The 19583-nt window shown below is 33.1% G+C and carries 21 protein-coding genes; 11 read left to right on the top strand and 10 right to left on the bottom strand.

Features of this window, described 5'->3' with window-relative positions:
• Positions 1-5: 5 nt before the first annotated feature.
• A complete protein-coding gene (locus H600_RS0113420) occupies positions 6-1130 on the bottom strand; it encodes a cysteine desulfurase family protein (RefSeq protein ID WP_026729265.1) in 1125 nt (374 codons plus the stop codon).
• Positions 1131-1216: 86 nt separating this feature from the next.
• On the opposite strand from H600_RS0113420, the gene H600_RS22555 reads away from it, so the two are divergent.
• Positions 1217-2221 (top strand): hypothetical protein, encoded by a 1005-nt coding sequence (locus H600_RS22555; RefSeq protein ID WP_051234424.1) that lies wholly within the window; start codon positions 1217-1219, stop codon positions 2219-2221.
• Between the two features lie 148 nt (positions 2222-2369).
• Here H600_RS22555 and H600_RS0113410 read toward each other — a convergent pair whose 3' ends face one another.
• Both H600_RS0113410 and H600_RS0113405 read right to left on the bottom strand, forming a co-directional pair.
• The gene (locus H600_RS0113410) at positions 2370-2921 is read right to left on the bottom strand and encodes a Smr/MutS family protein (RefSeq protein ID WP_026729264.1); all 552 of its coding nucleotides are present in this window, start codon (positions 2919-2921) and stop codon (positions 2370-2372) included.
• The gene (locus H600_RS0113405) at positions 2911-3096 is read right to left on the bottom strand and encodes a hypothetical protein (RefSeq protein WP_026729263.1); all 186 of its coding nucleotides are present in this window, start codon (positions 3094-3096) and stop codon (positions 2911-2913) included. Before H600_RS0113405 ends, H600_RS0113410 begins: the two co-directional genes overlap by 11 nt.
• 125 nt (positions 3097-3221) lie before the next feature.
• On the opposite strand from H600_RS0113405, the gene H600_RS0113400 reads away from it, so the two are divergent.
• Positions 3222-3488: a DUF2752 domain-containing protein gene (locus H600_RS0113400; RefSeq protein ID WP_342446975.1), complete on the top strand. Its 267-nt coding sequence runs from the start codon at positions 3222-3224 to the stop codon at positions 3486-3488.
• A gap of 22 nt (positions 3489-3510) precedes the next feature.
• Here H600_RS0113400 and H600_RS0113395 read toward each other — a convergent pair whose 3' ends face one another.
• Positions 3511-4212 carry a DUF1003 domain-containing protein gene (locus H600_RS0113395; RefSeq protein WP_026729261.1) on the bottom strand — a complete coding sequence of 234 codons (702 nt, stop codon included), beginning with the start codon at positions 4210-4212 and terminating at the stop codon, positions 3511-3513.
• 191 nt (positions 4213-4403) lie between these two features.
• Here H600_RS0113395 and epsC point away from each other — a divergent pair, with 191 nt between their 5' ends.
• From epsC to H600_RS0113375, 4 genes are all read left to right on the top strand, one after another.
• Positions 4404-5195, top strand: a complete 792-nt coding sequence (gene epsC / locus H600_RS0113390; RefSeq protein ID WP_026729260.1) for a serine O-acetyltransferase EpsC — start codon at positions 4404-4406, stop codon at positions 5193-5195.
• 1 nt (position 5196) lies between these two features.
• The gene (gene cysM / locus H600_RS0113385) at positions 5197-6084 is read left to right on the top strand and encodes a cysteine synthase CysM (protein WP_026729259.1); all 888 of its coding nucleotides are present in this window, start codon (positions 5197-5199) and stop codon (positions 6082-6084) included.
• A 98-nt stretch (positions 6085-6182) separates the two neighbouring features.
• A complete protein-coding gene (locus H600_RS0113380; RefSeq protein WP_026729258.1) occupies positions 6183-7169 on the top strand; it encodes an aldo/keto reductase in 987 nt (328 codons plus the stop codon).
• 146 nt (positions 7170-7315) lie between these two features.
• Entirely contained in the window at positions 7316-7726 is a 411-nt protein-coding gene (locus H600_RS0113375) for a hypothetical protein (protein WP_026729257.1), read from the top strand.
• A gap of 19 nt (positions 7727-7745) precedes the next feature.
• Here H600_RS0113375 and H600_RS0113370 read toward each other — a convergent pair whose 3' ends face one another.
• Positions 7746-8741, bottom strand: coding sequence for a sensor histidine kinase (locus H600_RS0113370; protein ID WP_245176568.1), 996 nt, complete (start codon positions 8739-8741; stop codon positions 7746-7748).
• A gap of 213 nt (positions 8742-8954) precedes the next feature.
• Here H600_RS0113370 and rlmD point away from each other — a divergent pair, with 213 nt between their 5' ends.
• The 3 genes from rlmD to H600_RS0113355 are packed head-to-tail and all read left to right on the top strand — an operon-like array spanning position 8955 to position 11725.
• Positions 8955-10367, top strand: a complete 1413-nt coding sequence (gene rlmD, locus H600_RS0113365; RefSeq protein WP_026729255.1) for a 23S rRNA (uracil(1939)-C(5))-methyltransferase RlmD — start codon at positions 8955-8957, stop codon at positions 10365-10367.
• A gap of 10 nt (positions 10368-10377) precedes the next feature.
• Positions 10378-10935 (top strand): DUF6452 family protein, encoded by a 558-nt coding sequence (locus H600_RS0113360; RefSeq protein ID WP_026729254.1) that lies wholly within the window; start codon positions 10378-10380, stop codon positions 10933-10935.
• A complete protein-coding gene (locus H600_RS0113355) occupies positions 10907-11725 on the top strand; it encodes a DUF6048 family protein (RefSeq protein ID WP_026729253.1) in 819 nt (272 codons plus the stop codon). Before H600_RS0113360 ends, H600_RS0113355 begins: the two co-directional genes overlap by 29 nt.
• A 74-nt stretch (positions 11726-11799) precedes the next feature.
• Here H600_RS0113355 and H600_RS0113350 read toward each other — a convergent pair whose 3' ends face one another.
• The 3 genes from H600_RS0113350 to H600_RS0113340 all read right to left on the bottom strand — a co-directional run bounded on the left by H600_RS0113350 (position 11800) and on the right by H600_RS0113340 (position 14080).
• The gene (locus H600_RS0113350; RefSeq protein WP_026729252.1) at positions 11800-12492 is read right to left on the bottom strand and encodes an aspartate/glutamate racemase family protein; all 693 of its coding nucleotides are present in this window, start codon (positions 12490-12492) and stop codon (positions 11800-11802) included.
• Between the two features lie 18 nt (positions 12493-12510).
• A complete protein-coding gene (locus H600_RS0113345; RefSeq protein WP_026729251.1) occupies positions 12511-12747 on the bottom strand; it encodes a hypothetical protein in 237 nt (78 codons plus the stop codon).
• Between the two features lie 169 nt (positions 12748-12916).
• Positions 12917-14080 (bottom strand): THUMP domain-containing class I SAM-dependent RNA methyltransferase, encoded by a 1164-nt coding sequence (locus H600_RS0113340; RefSeq protein WP_026729250.1) that lies wholly within the window; start codon positions 14078-14080, stop codon positions 12917-12919.
• A 111-nt stretch (positions 14081-14191) separates the two neighbouring features.
• On the opposite strand from H600_RS0113340, the gene H600_RS0113335 reads away from it, so the two are divergent.
• Positions 14192-14956 carry a class I SAM-dependent methyltransferase gene (locus H600_RS0113335; RefSeq protein WP_026729249.1) on the top strand — a complete coding sequence of 255 codons (765 nt, stop codon included), beginning with the start codon at positions 14192-14194 and terminating at the stop codon, positions 14954-14956.
• 93 nt (positions 14957-15049) lie between these two features.
• Positions 15050-15718 (top strand): ZIP family metal transporter, encoded by a 669-nt coding sequence (locus H600_RS0113330; RefSeq protein WP_026729248.1) that lies wholly within the window; start codon positions 15050-15052, stop codon positions 15716-15718.
• A gap of 102 nt (positions 15719-15820) precedes the next feature.
• On the opposite strand, the gene H600_RS0113325 is transcribed toward H600_RS0113330, so the two are convergent.
• Positions 15821-18205, bottom strand: a complete 2385-nt coding sequence (locus H600_RS0113325) for a TonB-dependent receptor (protein WP_026729247.1) — start codon at positions 18203-18205, stop codon at positions 15821-15823.
• A 153-nt stretch (positions 18206-18358) separates the two neighbouring features.
• Positions 18359-19498: a helix-turn-helix domain-containing protein gene (locus tag H600_RS0113320; protein ID WP_026729246.1), complete on the bottom strand. Its 1140-nt coding sequence runs from the start codon at positions 19496-19498 to the stop codon at positions 18359-18361.
• Positions 19499-19583 lie beyond the last annotated feature (85 nt).

Genomic DNA, 19583 nt, shown 5'->3' with positions numbered 1-19583 from the left:
AAAGCTTAAACAGTTTTCAAACTCTCAATCAGCCAGTCAATATCTTCTTTGGTATTATAATGGCTGAATGAAATTCGGAGATTTGGAAGTTTTAAATCGGTTTCAGAAAGCATTTCTTTTAAAACATGCGATGGCTTGATGCTTCCTGACTGGCAAGCGCTTCCGCGCGAAACTGCGATTCCTTTCATATCAAGGTTAAACAACAACATTGAAGTTTTATCTGAAGAAAACGGAAGAATAATATTGATGATATTATAGAAATCTTCTTTTTTTCCATTAATTCTGAAATCTGGAAAGTGGATGCCTAACTGCTCGATCAAATACGATTTTAAATCTGAAATATAACTTCTTTCTTGATCAAGATTTTGATAAGACAGTGATAATGCTTTTGCCATTCCCGCAATTTGATGAACAGCTTCTGTACCAGCACGCAAGCCTTTTTCTTGCTCGCCACCAAAAATTAAAGGTTGTAAACCAGAATTTTTTCTAACAAATGCAAATCCAATTCCTTTAGGTCCGTGAAACTTATGAGCGCTTGCAACAATGAAATCTATTGGCAGTTTTTGAAGATCAATTTCGGTTTTCCCAACAGACTGAACTGTATCTGAATGAAATAATGCATTGTATTGTTTACAAATAACGCCAACTCGCTCAAGATCTAATATTGCTCCTGTCTCGTTATTAACGTGCATTAAACTTACAAGTGTCTTTTTATCTTCTGACAACAAATTAGACAAATGTGTCAAATCGATGCTTCCATCTGGATTCACATTTACATAATCAACCTGAATCCCATAATCAGATTCCAATGCTAAAACTGTATATAAAACGGCGTGATGTTCTATTTTTGAAGTAATAATTCGTTCAACTTTCAAATCTTCAACAGCAGAACGCAGCATCCAGTTATCAGCCTCAGTACCTCCAGAAGTAAAAATAATTTCCTGAGCAGAACAGTTTAAGTGTTTAGCGATGCTCTTTCTAGAAAGTTCCAAAATGGTCTTCCCGTTTCGCCCAAAACTATGTGTAGAAGAAGGATTACCAAAATCTTCAGTCATAACTTTAGTCATTTCCTGAATTACTTCAGGGCGCATAGCACTTGTTGAGGCGTTGTCTAGATATACTTTTTTCATTGTTGCAAAGTTAAGAAATATCAATTGTCCAATCTTCAATATCATTTGCCAAATTTTTCACTATTTTTGACCCAAATAAAATTACGATGAAAAAATATGCAAGCCTTCTATTCTTTGCGCTTTTATTAAATGGCTGTGATGATGGTGATTTAACTGTAGAAACAATTGATTTTGATGATGTGACCGCTACAAGTTGTGATCCTGCAACTAATGCTTTGATCTATAAACTTAAGCCACAAGAATCATTGTTGTTGCAAATGCCTGCCAACAGTCTTAAAAACGAGCCAACAACAACAGATACATTGGCTTATAATATCGACAATAGTAACTTTCGTTTTTTCTATAGAGCATATGATGGCGCCGTTTCTAAACCAAACGTTTGCGACGCCATACCTCCATCAACGCCAAATATTAACGAAGAATGGTATGCCCTTTCTGGCAAAATTCAAATTGCGACAAAAGCGATTTATTTAGATCCTGCTCCAGCAGATGGCCACACAGAAATTACTGGATATAATCATAATATTACTTTAAGAGGGGTCTCATTCTCTAAGCCTGGCCCAGTACAAGTACAGGACAAATATCCTTTTGGGGATTTTAAAACAAGTGTTACGCCAGTTGTAGTTGCTTTTACGGACGAAGTTGCAAAATATTGCGACGTGCAGCTTAAAGTCTACAATAACAATTTATCAAATTCATTAGTGATCGAAAATTTAGATAAAACGTTAATTCAAAACGTAGATACTCCTATTGGACAGCCGAGAAAAAGCTTGATCAATCTAAGTACTGGCAGCCCTGCAGTTATTTCCAATAATGTTTATTATAGAACATACAACAACAATTTACCTGAGATAACGAAGGAGTATTATTGTACAACCACAACGCCAACGACGCCTACAGTAAAAGATACTTGGGTGGGTGTTACGGGTAAAGCAAATGAAAGTGGAATTATCGAGGTAACTACAACGCACTCGCTTAAAGTTTATAAGCACAAAATAGTTTTAAGAAATACTTCAATGAAACAAGGAAACAGTACTTTTAAACTTGCAACTGAATTTGTTTTAGGAACAGTAACTACTGTTGAACCTTAAAACAACCTAAAGAAAAAAGGTTAAAAACTATTCTTAAATTCCTACAAAAAAACATCCGTTTTTCAAACTGATTTAATAACAAAATCAGGGCGAAAAACGGATGTTTTTTTATGCTTTTAAATCAGCTTTTTAAGACATGAAAATAAAATTATTTATTGTTTTGCCTAAAATAAACTTCGGTCGCTCCAAGACCATATTTTTGATAATTGGCGTCTTGAAAATCTATTCCGTCATAACGGCCTAATAAAAAATCAAGTTCAGCTTTTAAAATTCCTTCGCCAACGCCATGAATAAAAACAATTTTTGGAATCCTGTTTTTGATTGCAAATTCGATATGCCTTTTTGCGGTTTCGGTCTGCAAAGTTAAAATATCATAATTCGACATGCCACGCTTATTTGGCACTAATTTTTCGATGTGCAAATCAAATTCTGGAACCGCGATATCTCGTTTATCTTTCTTTTCCTTTACAAAACTGCGCGGTTTTGGCTCTGTTTTTTCTTTTTTTATTTCATCTAAATTAATTCTTTTAATAGAATTCATTAAATTACTGGTTTCTTGAATTTTAAGCAACTCATTGACAAAAAATGTCATCATAAAACCATCCTCTGTTTCAATCAAAACTTCATTGTTTTTAACTGAAACCACTGTTCCATTTATGGCTTCATCTAAAACCGAAACCTTATCTCCTTTACTCAGCATCCTGTTCGTCTTTATCTTGATTTTTACTTGGCGTTTTTGCACTTAGCTGCATCATTCCATACATGAAAACTACAATTGCAACAATCATGATATAGATATTTTTTTTGTCCGAAACTTGCTCATAAAGTGCTACTCCAATTGCAAGAATCATTATTAAAATTTTAAAAGTTTTCATTTATTTTTCAGTATAAGAGTTCAAAAATATAAAACTTTAAAATAGCAGTTCAATTTCCTCGAAATGATATCCAATATTTTTTCGTAAAATTGTAAAAAACATTCCCTTTGAATTTAGAAAATTTCATGATCCCTTGCCTATTCAAAATGCTCTTCGGATTTGACTGTTTGGGCTGTGGTTTTCAACGTGCTTTATTCTTACTTTTTCGAGGCGAATTTTTAGATGCTTTTAAAATGTATCCGGCGCTTTATTCTACTCTTTTGTTTTTTGGTTTTCTGATTTTTTACTTTTTCGACAAATCAAAAAAATACAAAAAAGCCGTTTGGAATTTCGCTTTCATAAACCTCATTTTTGTCATCGGCGGTTATTATCTTAAGCACTTTTATTTTTGATATTTGTCCCGAAATCTCAGGATTATTTTTTGATCTGATTCAAAATATCGTTCATCATCTCGATTTGAACTTTTTGAATTTCGATCAATTCTTGTTGCTGATGCATAATCAAATGATCAATTTTATCGTGAATCATCCTGATTTCTAATTCGGATTTCAAGTTGATCATAAAATCTTTTTTAGCACGATTTCTATCTTTTTCTTCTTGACGATTTTGGCTCATCATAATAACTGGTGCCTGTAGTGCGGCAATACAAGATAAAATCAAATTTAGCAGAATAAATGGATACGGATCAAACCCCTTGTTCATCAAAATACAAACGTTTGCACCTATCCAGATTGCAATAAAAAGCACAAACGAAATAATAAAAGTCCAGCTTCCACCAAAATCAGCAACCTTATCGGCTACTTTCTGCCCAAGATTCCTTGATTCTTCTTCATCTTCAACAATGCTAACAATAGATTTATCTTCTTTCAGCGAAGAAATCACACTTTTTTCAAGATCAGAAAGCATTCCTATTTCACGGGACAAATAGTTCGAAATATACATTTGACGATATTCGTTCAATTCATGTACTGATATGCAGTCATCATCACAAAACGAAGGGTGATCTTTCGTTATAAGACTCAAAATAGGATCGTGAATTGATTTTCCACAGATTTTCTCACTTTCTGAAAATTCAATACCAGAAATTGCGCTTTTAAAAGTTGAATTATTTTTCATTTTAGGAATTTTATAAAGCTAATTTAAGCAATTAACTTCGTAAGAGTTACATCTTAATTCATGTTTCGGCAATCTTTTTAATATCACAAATACAAGCCGCAACGCAAAATTTCTTTAGTTAATTCATGCCCTTATTTACAAAAAACGCCTTACTTTTAACGTTTCAAAATTATCCACTCAATTTTTCGATTGTGACAAAAGAAAGTATCATACAAAATATAAAAGCTCTAAAGAGCCATTCTAACATAAACTACGGTATTAAAACTAAAACAGAAGACTTTACCGAAAAGCTTTTTTACACTCTATTTGATTCGAATGCCGCTTTAGACAAAAGCATCAATGATCTTGAAATTCGTTTTAAAGAAATTGCAGTTTTGGCTTGCAAAAAACCAGAAAATTTATGCGAATCAATTTGGGACAAGTTTCTTGAAAAACTTCCTGCCGTTTTAGAAAAACTAAATCAGGACGCGGAATATATTTTAGAAAATGACCCTGCCTCAAACAGTATTGATGAAGTTTATTTAGGCTATCCCGGTTTTTATGCCATTGCCATTTACAGATTAAGTCATGAATTATATTTGCTTGATTTATTACTTTTTTCAAGGTTAATGAGCGAATATGCGCACAGAATTACAGGTACCGATATTCATGCTGGGGCTAAAATTGCCTCTCCTTTTTTCATTGATCACGCTACTGGGATTGTTATTGGAGAAACTACAGTTATTGAAAAAAATGTAAAAATCTATCAAGGAGTTACGCTGGGTGCTTTGAGCGTAAGCAAAGACATGAAAAATGCAAAACGTCATCCTACTGTAGAAAAAAATGTATGCATTTATGCCAATGCAACGATTCTTGGAGGCGAGACTGTTATTGGGAAAAATAGTATAGTAGGTGGAAATGCCTGGATCACCAAATCAATTCCTGAAGATTCGATCGTTTTAAATACCACTACAACTGAAGTAAAAATAAAAGAAAAAAAATAAAATGAGTCCACAAAAATTGCTAAACCTAATTGGAAATACTCCACTGATGGAAACTGTCAATTTGGTTAAAAATAAAAACGTAAAACTGTTGCTGAAGCTTGAAGGGAACAATCCCGGCGGAAGCGTGAAAGACAGAGCAGCATATAACATGATTGCAGCCGCTTTAGAAAGAGGCGAAATTAAACCAGGCGATAAATTGATCGAAGCCACAAGCGGCAACACCGGAATTGCTTTAGCAATGATTGCTCAGTTATTTGGCATCGAAATCGAACTGGTTCTTCCTGAAGATTCTACTAAAGAAAGGACACAAACAATGCGCGCATATGGCGCTACAGTTATTTTGACGCCAGCTGAAGATGGAATTATTGGTTCTAGGGATTATGCCGACAAAAAAGTTGCAGAAGGTGGCTATTTGATGCTAAATCAATTTGCAAATGACGACAACTGGAAAGCACATTATAAAACAACGGGGCCAGAAATTTGGAATGATACTGAGGGAACTGTAACACATTTTGTTTCAGCTATGGGAACTACAGGAACAATCATTGGAACTTCGACTTATTTAAAAGAGAAAAATCCTTCGATTCAAATTGTTGGCGCGCAGCCTAGCGACGGCTCTCAAATTCCGGGAATCCGCAAATGGCCTCAGGAATATTTACCGAAAATATTTGATGCTTCAAAAGTTGATACCGTAATTGATGTGAGCGAAGAAGAAGCCAGAGCAATGACCAAAAGATTAGCACTTGAAGAAGGCGTTTTTGCAGGAATGAGCAGCGGCGGTTCAGTAGCTGTTGCTTTGAAAATTGCCGAAAAATTAGAATCTGGTGTTGTCGTAGCGGTTATTTGTGATCGTGGCGACCGTTATTTGTCATCGGATTTATTTGATTAAAAAAGAGGCTAAGATTCTGAGTTGCTAAGATGCTAAGTTTAAAAAACTGAACATAAAAGCTTAGAATCTTAGCAACTCAGAACCTTATAAGCTTAAAAATGAACTACAGAAAACTAGGAAAAACCAACTTTAATATCTCTGAAATCTCACTTGGAACTTGGCAAGTTGGAGGAAAATGGGGATCAGGATTTGATGATAAAACTGCTGATGCGCTTATAAACACAGCAATAGATAATGGTGCTAATTTTATCGACACTGCCGATGTTTACGAAAATGGTTTAAGTGAAACTGCTGTTGGGCGCGTCGTGCGCTCTCGTTCTGAACGCGTTTATGTGGCTACAAAATGCGGACGCCAAATCAATCCGCATGTGAATGACGGCTATCAGCCAAAAGTCCTTCAAAAATTTGTTGAAGACAGTTTAAAAAGAACAGGATTAGAAACATTAGACTTGATTCAGTTGCACTGTCCTCCTACTGAAGTTTATTATCGTCCAGAAATCTTTGAATTGTTTGACCGCTTAAAAGATCAAGGCAAAATTTTGAATCTTGGCGTAAGCGTAGAAAAAGTTGAAGAAGCTTTAAAAGCAATTGAATATTCGAATGTGACTACAGTTCAGATAATTTTTAATTTGTTTCGCCAGCGTCCTTCTCAATTATTTTTCTCTGAAGCGAAGAAAAAAGATATCGGAATTATTGCGCGTGTCCCCTTGGCAAGCGGGCTCTTAACAGGGAAATTTGATTCAAAAACTATTTTTGAGCCTCAGGATCATCGTAATTTTAATCGCAACGGAGATGCTTTTGATAAAGGCGAAACATTCTCAGGAATCGATTATGAATTGGGTCTAAAAGCAGTTGAAGAATTAAAAGCTTTATTTCCAGAAAATCCAAACCTAGCTCCTATCGCTTTACAATGGATTTTAAATTTTGAAGAAATTAGCTGTATTATTCCAGGTGCTTCAAAAGCAGACCATGTTTTATCAAATTTATCGGTTTATGATCTTCCAAAAATAAGTCCGGAAAAGATTGTTGCAATGAATGCAATTTATGAAAAATACGTAAAACCAGCTGTACATCATTTATGGTAGCCTAAGATACTGAGACACTAAGTTGCTAAGATTCCAAGTTTAAAACCTTAGCAACTTAGTGCCTTAGAAGCTTACAAGATTTTCTCCAGACGCAACCTTTTTTGATTTTGTTAATCTATATATAAAACTAAACAACAATCACTTCCATGAAAAACTTAAGTTTTATACTAGCAGTAATTTGCCTAACATTTGTTTCTTGCAACAATGACGATGACAATGCTAAAGAAAAAGATGCTCGAAAATTAGAAAAAATGCATAAGGAAATTGTAGTGCTTTCACAAGTAAATACCACACCTTGTACCGATGCTTCAGAATGGGCTTTCACCGCAATTGGCTCAAAAGCCTGCGGAGGGCCAATGGGCTTTATCCTTTATTCTAAAAAAATAGATACGGTAAAATTTTTAGCAAAAGTAAAAGCATACACTGACGCAGAAGCGGCATTTAATGTAAAATGGAATATTTCTTCACCTTGTGATATGGCCATCCCTCCAACTGGAGTTGACTGTGTTAACGGAAAACCGACATTGTTGTACAATGCCGCCTTTAAGACACAATAAATTTGCTAGAAGAAACAAATTAAACCTCAAACTCAATCTTAAACTCTGCTCCTTTATTTTTGCCTTCGCTGGCAGCAGTAAGTGTACCTTTGTGGCGTTCGATTATTTTTTTGCATAAATACAGGCCAATTCCGGTCGATAATTCGTTTGCAGTTCCTAAACGGCTCATTTTAGTAAACTTCTTAAACAATTCTTCGATTTGAGTTTTATCAAAACCAACTCCTTTATCGGCAACACTAATTTTCAATCTCGAATCTTCACTGTAAATTCTGACTTTGATTTCACTATCAAAATAAGAGAATTTAATTGCATTGCTTATCAAATTTACTAGAACCTGAACCAATAGTCCTTCCTCAATCCTGAGGTTGGCTTCAGCAATTTCCAAACTCAGACTCATTGTAATGTTTTTATCCAAAAGTCTTTGCTCAACTTGTTCATTAATAAAAACTACAATATTCGAAAACACAACAGTTTTAGCTTCAGGATTCAGCTTTGCGACCTGATCTTGCTCTTTCAAGAGCTTAATGAAGTTTTCAATATAACGGAACTGCAAATTTGTTGATTCGCAAATCAATTCTGCTAAATGTTTTACAGACTCAGATGGATTTTCGCTTAAAATTAATTTTGCTAATCCTTGTGGATTTCCAGCAAAATTTTTCAAATCATGCGAAAGCATATAAATCAAATCTTGTTTTTCATTAATAAAACTTTCAGACTCATAAATTGATTCCTGGATGTTACACATCAGCAAACCGGCTTCGTCAGTATATTCAGTTGGCAAAACAGAAAGTTTTCGATTGTTTCGGTAATCATCCAAAGATTTTGAAGCAATAGATATTGGCTTAATTAATTCCTTTAAAACTAGCAACGTCACAATAGTTGCCAATAACGTCATGATTAATGCAAAAAACAAAATAGAAGTTGGTGAAATATCGTACGAAGAAAATAGGACAAAAAGCAAAATACCTATTAATGGGATATGTATTCCCAAAAACGCGACAAATAAAAATTTCAATACGTAGCTCTTTTTTAGAAAGCTGATTTGTGACAGATTATGATATAACTTCATAAAAAACAACAATACTATAGGTTAAAAATGTGGCGTTTGGGGTTATAGCCAGAAAACAAAGTTAACTTTTAAACTTTATTAATGTGTTAAATTACACAATTTGATAAAATATTTTGAAAATTAAATTTATAAAAGTTTACAAACCCTTATTTTTGCGCTATGGGAAGAAAAAATACAGACAAAGTTGTCTTTCATCAAATTGAAGTATTAGACGCAGGTGCAAAAGGAGTATCAGTTGCAAAAGCTCCAGACGGAAAAGTAATCTTTATTCCGAATGTTGTGCCTGGTGATGTTGTTGATGTACAGACATTCAAAAAAAGAAAAGCATACTACGAAGGAAAAGCCGTAAAATTTCACGAATTATCTAAACATCGTATCGAACCAATCTGCGATCATTTTGGTGTTTGCGGCGGATGCAAGTGGCAAAATATGAAATACAGCCAACAGTTGTATTACAAACAAAATGAAGTAAAAAATCATTTACAGCGAATTGGGAAAGTTGAACTTCCTGAATTTGAAGATATTTTAGGTTCAGAAAAACAGTTTTTCTACAGAAATAAAATGGAATTTTCATTTTCAAACAGTCGTTGGTTGACTGAAAAAGAAATTGGAAGCACGGAAGATTTAGGAAACAGAAATGCTTTAGGTTTCCATATTCCAAAAATGTGGGATAAAATTCTAGATATCCAAAAATGTCATTTGCAAGAAGATCCTTCAAATGCCATCAGAAATGAAATTAGAGCATTTGCCAACGAGCATAATTTGGCTTTCTTTAATCCTAGAGAACATTCAGGATTATTGAGAACCTTAATGATTCGTACCGCTTCAACAGGCGAAATCATGGTTTTGATTCAGTTTTTTGAAGATGACAAAGCAAATCGTGAATTGGTTTTGGATCATTTATACGAGAAATTTCCGCAAATTACTTCGTTACAATATGTAGTAAATGCGAAACAAAACGATACAATTTACGATCAGGATATCAAGCTTTACAAAGGCAGAGATTATATCTTGGAAGAAATGGAAGGGCTGAAATTCAGTATCAACGCTAAATCTTTCTACCAAACCAATTCAGATCAAGCTTACGAATTATACAAAATTACACGAGATTTTGCTGGACTGACAGGAAATGAAACGGTTTATGATTTATACACCGGAACAGGAACTATTGCTCAATTTGTTTCTAAAAAAGCTAAGAAAGTAATTGGAGTTGAAAGTGTCCCTGAAGCAATCCTAGATGCTAAAGCAAATGCTGAACGCAATAATATTACGAATTGCGAGTTTTTTGTTGGAGACATGAAAGTTGTTTTCAACGAAGCTTTTATTGCACAACATGGCAAACCGGATGTAATTATTACAGATCCGCCGAGAGATGGAATGCATGCATTAGTAATTGATCAAATCTTGAAAATCGCTCCAAAGAAAGTAGTTTATGTGAGCTGCAACTCAGCTACACAGGCGCGTGATTTGGCTTTAATGGACGAAAAATACAAAGTTACACGAGTGCGACCTGTAGATATGTTTCCGCAAACGCATCATGTTGAAAATGTCGTACTTTTAGAACTTCGATAATAAAATATAAATGAGAAAAATAATTTCAGTTTTATTGCTTTTTACTTTTGGCTTATCAAGTTGCGAGAAAGATGACATTTGTGATCCAGATACTCCAACAACACCGCGTTTAGTCATTGAATTTTTTGATGCTGATAGCCCGTCAACTTCCAAAGAAGTTACTAATTTAAAAGTAATTGGAAAAGACATGACTGAAGGAATTATTTTTAATGAAAATGCAACTGGTGAAACAAAGTATCTGGCAAACGGCAGTAAAATTTCTATTCCATTAAAAACAGATGCTGATTTTTCGACTTTTACTTTTACTTTAGATTCTGGTAATGAAAATGCCGCCGCTATAAACAGTGACGAAGTACGATTTAATTACGCACATCAAAACCTTTATGTTTCAAGAGCTTGTGGCTTTAAAACTATTTTTCAACTTAATCCTCTTTCAGATGGACCTCCAATTTCATCTCCATTTATTAAGGTAGATAGTGATTCTAAAGGCTTTTGGATGAAACAAATTTATGTAAAAGAATATAACATTGAAACAGAAAATGAAACACACATTGAAGTATATTTCTAGTTTTTGCTTATTGTTTTCAATGTTTTTGAGTCATGCTCAGGAAACACCAACAACTACAGTAACTAAAGAAATTGTTCCAGAAAAACAAAAAATTGAAAACGTTGCTAAACCTGCATTGCAGGAAGTGAAAAAAGCCGACAGCATCAAAACAGATCGCTACGGACTTCGTGTAGGGGTTGATTTATACAAACTTACTCGCGGTTTTTATGACAAAGATTATAAAGGAGTAGAATTTGTTGGTGACTGGCGCTTGACAAAAAAATACTATTTAGCAGCAGAACTTGGTTTTGAAGACAAAACGACTGATGACGATAGGTTAAATTCAAGTGCAACTGGAACTTATATTAAAGGTGGTTTTGACTACAATTTGTATCAAAACTGGCTTGACATGGAAAACTTAATCACAATAGGTTTACGAGGTGGATTCAGTACCTTTAGTCAAGAATTAAACAGCTATAAAATTTATAACCCAAATCCGTACTGGGGTGAAATGCCTCCTATTACAGAACATCAAAAATACAGCGGACTTACTGCAGGCTGGATTGAAGTTGCAATGGGTGTAAAAGCAAAAGTATTCAACAACGTATTTGTTGGCTTTGGCGTTCAGCTGAAAATGTTGGTTGCCAATTCAAAGCCAGATGGTTTTGACAATTTGTACATTCCAGGATTTAACAGAACCTACGATGGCAGTTTTGGAATTGGATTCAATTATACGGTTTCTTACTTTATACCTATTTACAAGAAAAAAACTGTTATTCCAGCACCAGCTAAAACGGCTCCTAAAAAATAACATTTTAGCATAAAATAAAAAACCACAAATTCAAAAATACTGAATTTGTGGTTTTTTATTTATCATAAATCGTATTAAGACAACTGAAAATCAACCGCCGCTTTTGAATGAATCAAAGCTGTATCAAAAACAGGAACTGATAAATCTTCAGGTTTTATTACTAAAGGAATTTCAGTGCAACCTAAAATTATTCCTTCGGCACCTTTTGAAATCAATTCATTCGAAATTTCTATATAGCGTTTTTTAGTTTCATCGGTTACAAGTCCTCTGCCTAATTCTTCAAAAATAGTATAATGAATAAAATCTTTATCCTCCTGTTTTTCTGGAATTAACACTTCTATTTCTTTTGTTGCTAATTTATTTTTAAAGAAATCCAATTCCATTGTGAACTTGGTTCCCAATAAACCAACTTTTTTAATTTCTTGTTTTTGAATTTCAATAGCAGTTGCAGTTGCAATATGAATAATTGGAATATCAATAGCTTCTTCTAGTCGGTCGGCAATAAAATGCATCGTATTGGCGCATAAAACAATCGCTTCAGCCCCGCCCGATTTCAAGAATTCACATCCCTTTAAAAGCATATTAAAAGTCGAATCCCAATCGTTGTTTTCATTATTTCTTTTTATATCGGCATAATTGAAGGAATAAATCAAACATTCCGAGAAATTCAAACCTCCTAGTTTTTCATTAATTCCCTCGTTAATAAGCTTATAATAATCCGAAGTAGAAACCCAGCTAATTCCGCCAATAAGACCTATTTTTCTCATAATGCCTCTTCAAAAAAATTATCCGATTTCTTTAATTCCTTTTATAAAAATCCATTTCATAAAAAGCTTTTCTCCATCTTTTGTTCTTACTGCTTGAAATTTTGGTCCTATAATCGTAGCCACAACAAAAGCTGTCATCGGAATCCAAATTCCCGTTAATCCTGTATACATGTCAATTATAAATCTTCCTGCAATAAATAAAATTGCAAAAGTTCCTAATTGATATAAAAAACCTCTTACTTGTAGTTTTGTCATTTGTTTTAAGTTCAAAGTTGCAAAGTAACAAAGTTGCAAAGTTTTTTCTTTACAACTTTAAAGCTTTACAACGTTATAATTATTTATTTTGACTTATGATTTCATGTTTTTTTCAAAGCGGGTAAAGTTTTAAAATCTTTGCTACTTTGAAACTTTGTCTCTTTGTTACTTATTCAGAAACCTGAAATTTCGTTCTTTTGCTTCCTTCATACATTTCATATTTAACCAAACGCGCTTCAAGGCTTGCGTTGAAAAGTTTGATTTTTCGTGAAGGTTTTAATCCAACAAATTTTAAGGCTTCTAAGTTTGCTGTAATAAACCAAGCATTTGTCCCAGGATAATTTTTCTTCAAGGTGTCGCCAATACTAGCGTAAAATCTTTCCATGTGAATATCCAAACGCTCATCATAAGGCGGATTGAATACAATATGCAACTTTCCTTCTACTTCTTTTTCAGTATCAAAAAAGTTGTCTTCTTGAATGGTTACATAATCGTCAAGATTTGCATTTCTGATGTTGTCTTTAGCTTTGCTAACCGCACTCGGCGCTTTGTCAAAACCTTTGATTGTATAATGAAACTCTCTAGTTTTTTTCATCAAACTGTCGACTATCTTGTCAAATAAATCATTATCCCAATCTTTCCATTTTTCAAAAGCAAATTCTCTTCTGTTGATGTTTGCTGGAATGTTGCAAGCAATCATAGCCGCTTCTGCCAAGAAAGTTCCAGAACCACACATTGGGTCTAGAAAATGGCTTTGTCCGTCCCAACCCGACAATAAAAGAATTCCAGCTGCCAAAACCTCATTAATAGGTGCAATATTCGTAGCCGTTCTATAACCACGCTGATGAAGCGAAGCTCCAGAAGTATCTAGAGAAACTGAAACCTGATCTTTGTCTATATGAATGTTGATTCTTAAATCTGGATGCTGTTTGTCAATACTCGGGCGCTGACCCGTTCTTTCTCTAAATTGGTCAACAATCGCATCTTTACATTTTTGAGAAACAAATTCTGAGTGGTTAAAATAAGTCGAATGCACCGTAGTATCAATTACAAAAGTTTGATTGGCATTCAAATATTTTGCCCAATTCATGCTTGAGATTCCTTTGTATAAAGCTTGATCATTATTTGCTCTAAAAGAATAAATTGGTTTCAATACCTTAAGGGCAGTTCTAAGTGATAAATTGGCTTTGTACATAAAGCCTTTATCGCCTTTAAAACTAACCATTCGCACGCCTTTCTCAACATCTTGAGCACCAAGCACACGCAATTCATTCTCTAATATTTCTTCAAAACCAAAAAAACATTTGGCTATCATTTTAAAATTTTCTTCCATTTTTTTTCAATTAAAAAAAACCAATCACCATTACCTATGATAGCGAAATAGTTATTTTTCGGCAAAAATACACTAAATTTGCCGGACTTTGAATTAATTGAAATAGAATAAATGTCTGAAGCACCGAACTCATCAACACCTAATCAGGATCGTAATACCGAAAACTGGTTTACATCATGGTTTGATACTGCCTATTATCATATCCTGTATAAAGATAGAAACTATAGAGAAGCTCAGATTTTTATGGACAACTTGACGCATTATCTGAATTTGCCAGAAAAAGCAAAAGTATTGGATTTGGCCTGCGGAAAAGGTAGACATTCTATTTATTTAAACCAGTTAGGTTTTAATGTTTTAGGCGCCGATTTATCAGAAAACAGTATTGCCGAAGCCAATAAAAACAGCAACGAAACACTTCATTTCAAAGTTCATGATATGCGTGAGCCGTTTGAAGAAAAATTTGATGCCATTTTTAATCTTTTTACCAGTTTTGGCTATTTTGAAAACGACGATGACAACCTTACAACTTTAAAAGCCATCAAAGAAAGTTTATCTGAATATGGTTTCGCGGTAATCGATTTTATGAACGTCAATCAAGTGATAGAAACTCTTGTTCCTCAAGAAGTCAAAACGGTTGACGGAATTGATTTTCATATTAAAAGATATGTTGAAGACGGTCATATTTTCAAAGAAATTGATTTTGAAGACCAAGGCAGAAAATATCATTTTACAGAAAAAGTAAAAGCACTAACTTTGAAAGACTTTCAGGATTTAATGGAAGAAGCTGGAATTTATCTTTTAGATATTTTTGGAGACTACAAACTCAAAAAATTCCATAAAACTGAAAGCGAAAGATTAATCATGATTTTTAAATAGGTTTAATCGTTAAATCGTCAATTTGTTTAATCGTTTAAGCACGTTGACCAAAACCGATTAAACAATTAAACAAAAAAACGATTAAACAAAAAGATGAACTATCTACTACCCTTATTTTCTGTACTTTTAGGATATAGCGTGGCTTTGTTTATAAAACCAAAAAACAAAACCAATTTAAAATTATTACTTGCGTTCAGTGGTTCTTTTTTATTGTCATTGACCGTAATGCATCTTCTTCCTGAAGTTTACGAATCTCATGATCATAATATTGGCATCTTTATAATGATCGGAATTTTATTCCAAATTGTATTGGAATTTTTCTCCAAAGGTGCCGAGCACGGACACGTACACGGCCACGCAAAAATGTCGCAAATTCCGTGGCTATTATTTATCAGTTTGTGCATTCATGCCTTTTTAGAAGGTTTCCCAGTGAGTCATCATGATGGTTTAGCAATCGGAATTGCAATTCATCATTTGCCAATTGCGGTAATTTTGACCACATTTTTTATCAATGCCGATTTAAACAAAAAAGCCATTTTTGCCTTCATGCTGACATTTGCAATCATGACGCCTCTTGGAACAATTGCTTCTGAGTTTTTACCAATATTAAACAAATATTACACTGAAATAACGGCAATTGTGATCGGAATTTTATTTCATATTTCATCCACAATTATCTTTGAAAGCAGTGAGGGACATAAATTCAATGTTGCCAAAGTTTCGATGATTGTTCTTGGAATTTTACTGGCATACTTTTTATAATGAGTCAATTAGAAAATAAGCCAATTAGATAATTTTCTAATTGAATCATTTACACATTATCTAATCATCTAATTGACACATTATCTCATTTAATTAGCTCATTTAATTAGCTCTCTTTCCTTCCTCCTGATTTCCAAAATTGCGCTCCTTTACATTAATTTTTTTATTTCCAAAATTGTAAACTACAGACAAACGAACAAATCTATTGCTTTCGTTATTGCTATAAACCTGTTTTACGCCATTTACAACCGAAGTAAAATTTTTTAAATAAGAAGTATTAAAAATATCATTTGCCAAAAACGCAATTTGCATTGTTTTATTAAACAAGTCTTGCTTAAGTCCGATATCAAAACTTGAAGCATATCCTATTTCATACAAACCGCTTTTATAAGGTGTGGTATATGAAAAATCAATTTGCAATTTTGTTGTTTTCCCTAAAACAAAAGTATTGTTTGTCGAAAAATCAATTTGCAAACTATTTGCTGGCGTTGCATTGATATCTTTAATAAACTCTGTTTTTGCACCTAAAAAATATACTGAATTTTCACTTTGCCACCATTTAGCAAAACTTGCCGAATAGTTTTCTCCAATACCATAATTCAAGCTTTTAAAATAATTATCACGTGTTATGATCTGTGTACTTGTTTCGGGATTTGAAGTAAACAAAATGCCGTAACCATCTGTAATCACGTTTACGAAAACACTTGTTCTTAAAATTTCTTTATAAGAATGTGCAAACTCAAAATTATCACTAAAAGAAGGTTTTAAAAATGGGTTTCCTTCTGAATAACTATTACTGCTGATATAAATTCGGAAAGGATTCAGTAAATCAAAACGAGGTCTGTTAATTCTCTTTCCATAATTCAAACTGAAGCTATTGTTCTCATTCTTTTTGTATGAAGCAAAAACAGTCGGAAAAAGCTTTAAATAATTGTTTATAGTTTCTTGATTCAGCGTTTCAGAAAATCCGTTTGTTTGTGTATTCTCAAGTCGTAATCCCAATTGCAAATTCCATTTTTCATTTATTTTTTTATCTCCATTAATATAAATAGCTTGATTGTTTTCAGTGTATTTAAATCGGTTTGATTGACTTGGATCTAATATTGGAGTTCCCGTAATTGTATCATAATAAAGTACATCGCTAGTGCTATTTGTAAAACTTGCCTTTGCGCCATATGACAAATTCAAGGTTTCCAGAGGATGCTCCATATCTGCCTTAAAACTCAAATTATCAATATCTTGATTCGAAATATTTCTTCCAGACTGATTGACATCTACAAAAGTTCCATCAGCTAAATAATTATTTGCGATAAACTCACGGTCAAATTTTGAATTATAATTAAAGTAATCGACATCAAATGATAATTTTCGGTTTTTAGGATCTAGTTTTGTTATCAAATGCGCATTATAGGTTTGATTTTTAGACCCTCTGTCTGCGAAACTGTTGTTAATGATGTAATACTGCAATTCATTTTGCGTGTTGTATTTATTAACAATAATATCTGTTTGAAAATCTGGATTCGTTCTATCATTTAAAATTTGGAAACCAATGGTCGTTTTTTCTGAAAAATCATAATCTAAAGCCAATTTTCCTGATAAACTTTCATTTTTAATTTTTGTTCTTGCATTCAGATTTGAAAGTCCATCTTCAAAATAAACATCTGAAACTTCATCTACATTTTTATAACCTGTTTTTCCATTAACACTTGCTGAGAAACGGAATTTATTTTTGTTGTAAAAGAAATTATCCCTCAAAGTGTAAATTCCATATTTATTTTGGTCATAAGAAGCCGTAATTGTGTTTTTCCACGAATCACGAGCGCCTTTTTTCATAATAATATTAATCAATCCGCCAGTTCCTTCGGCCTCATATTTTGCCGGCGGATTGCTGATAATTTCGATATTCTTGATATCACTTGCCGAAATTGATTTCAAAAAATTATTCAATTCTTCGCCTGTTAATTCAATAATTCTTCCATCAATCATCACTCTCGAAGTTCCTTTTCCTAAAATATTGATTGTATTATTTTGCACTACAACGCCAGGAGCTGTATTTATAGCGCTCAAAGCATCTCCTCCAACATTATTTACATTATTTTCTAGATTATAGACCAATCGATCTGTTTTTTGCTCGATTGTTTTCTTTTTTGATTGCACCACCACTTCAACTAATTTTGTTTCATTTTCTTTTAGGACAATAGTTCCTAAATCGGTATCTTTTTCTAATGCGATTTCTTTCTCATAATCTGTAAAACCCAAAAGGCTAATCTTGATTTTATAAGAACCCGTTTTAAGATTGATTTCAAAAGAACCATCTTCTTTCGCCATAGTTCCGTCGATAATTTTTCCTTCTAAAGTTGAAATAGACACTTCTGCCCATTCCAAAGATTTTGTTTCGCTTGCAATTTTTCCTTTTAATTTTAATGTTGATTGTGCTAGACAAAATAAAGGCAATACTAAAAAGATAAGGAGATGTAATTTTTTCATGGTTTCTAATTTTAACTTGTTCGATTAATTTGAAGCAAAGTTGCCTTAGAAAATCTGCGTATGCGACCGACAAAAAAAAGTCGAACCAATTTCTATTTAGAAAATTGGTTCGACTTTATTCAGCATGAAGTACGACTTTTTACAAAACCTTAATTATGAAGCGTTTCTATAAGCTGTTGGTGTTAAATTTGTATATTTTTTAAACGATGTATTAAAAGACGATTTCGAATTAAATCCGACTTCGTACAAGATTTCCAAAACGGTTAAATCTTTTTTGGAAGGGTTTTTTAGAATTTCCATCGCTTTTTGAATACGATATTCATTCACAAAATCAAAAAAATGCTGATTCATATGATGATTAATCAACACTGATAAATCACGAACTGGAATGTCAATTTGATTGGAAAGTTCCTGAATCGTGAGCGACGGATCAAGAAAAGGTTCTTTTTCTGTCATATAAAGTTTCAATGCCGAAATCTGATTTGTAATTATTTCGTTTTGATTATCCTTTATTTCAGTATTATCTTTAGGAAGAATATCTTTTGCTAATAACAATTTAGAATCGATTCCTCTAAAAAGTTCCGGGTAATTGAGTGCTTTTAAAACAAACCAACACGTCACTATCAAAACCAACAACTGCAAGATTGTATTCGACCAAATCCACAAGAAATCAAGAGCAGCATATCGCACCATATTTTTAATTATCGATAGGTAATATATAACAAAAAGCACCACAGCGATTTGAAATACCCACTTAAAAATAGAAGTTCTGGGATTCGTATAATTTTCTTGGAATATTTCTCTATATCTTTTCAAAACTAAAAATACGCCGATGCTGTATATCACAGTTTGCAAACCTAAAACAAGAAACATATAAAACATTTCCGGCGATTGATCTCGATGCACATAAAACAGTTTTTTTTCTGCATCACTTAAAAGATAAAGTCGGAACAAGAAAACAATATTTGTAATAATAAACGGAATTAAATGCAATAAATGCTTTGGTCTTAACCTAAAATCTGCAAAACAAACCGACATTACATAGAGATAAAAAGCCGGCAGTATCAAGACACAAATAGTCCATCTAAAAAACTCTAAATTAAAATGATTTATAATGAAGTTGTCGTTAATAAAAATACCGCTATTGTCAATGGCAAAAAATATCAAATAACAAGCAAATAGTCTATTTGCTAATTTATTTTTTGTTTGCACAGTGAGTAAAAAGAAGGCCAGCAACAAGGAAACAAAAACTGATATTCCGGCCATACCAGTTAAAAAACTTATTCTATTCATTCCTTTTTTGATTATTTAACAAATATAATATTTTAGTTCTGATAAGATAATTTCATCAGAAACTGAATCAAGTTAAAAATTTAGT

The sequence above is a fragment of the Flavobacterium denitrificans DSM 15936 genome, assembly GCF_000425445.1.
GTDB classification, from domain to species: domain Bacteria; phylum Bacteroidota; class Bacteroidia; order Flavobacteriales; family Flavobacteriaceae; genus Flavobacterium; species Flavobacterium denitrificans.
The sequence above is the reverse complement of the archived record's forward strand: the minus strand, read 5'-3'. Positions and strand labels throughout refer to the sequence as shown.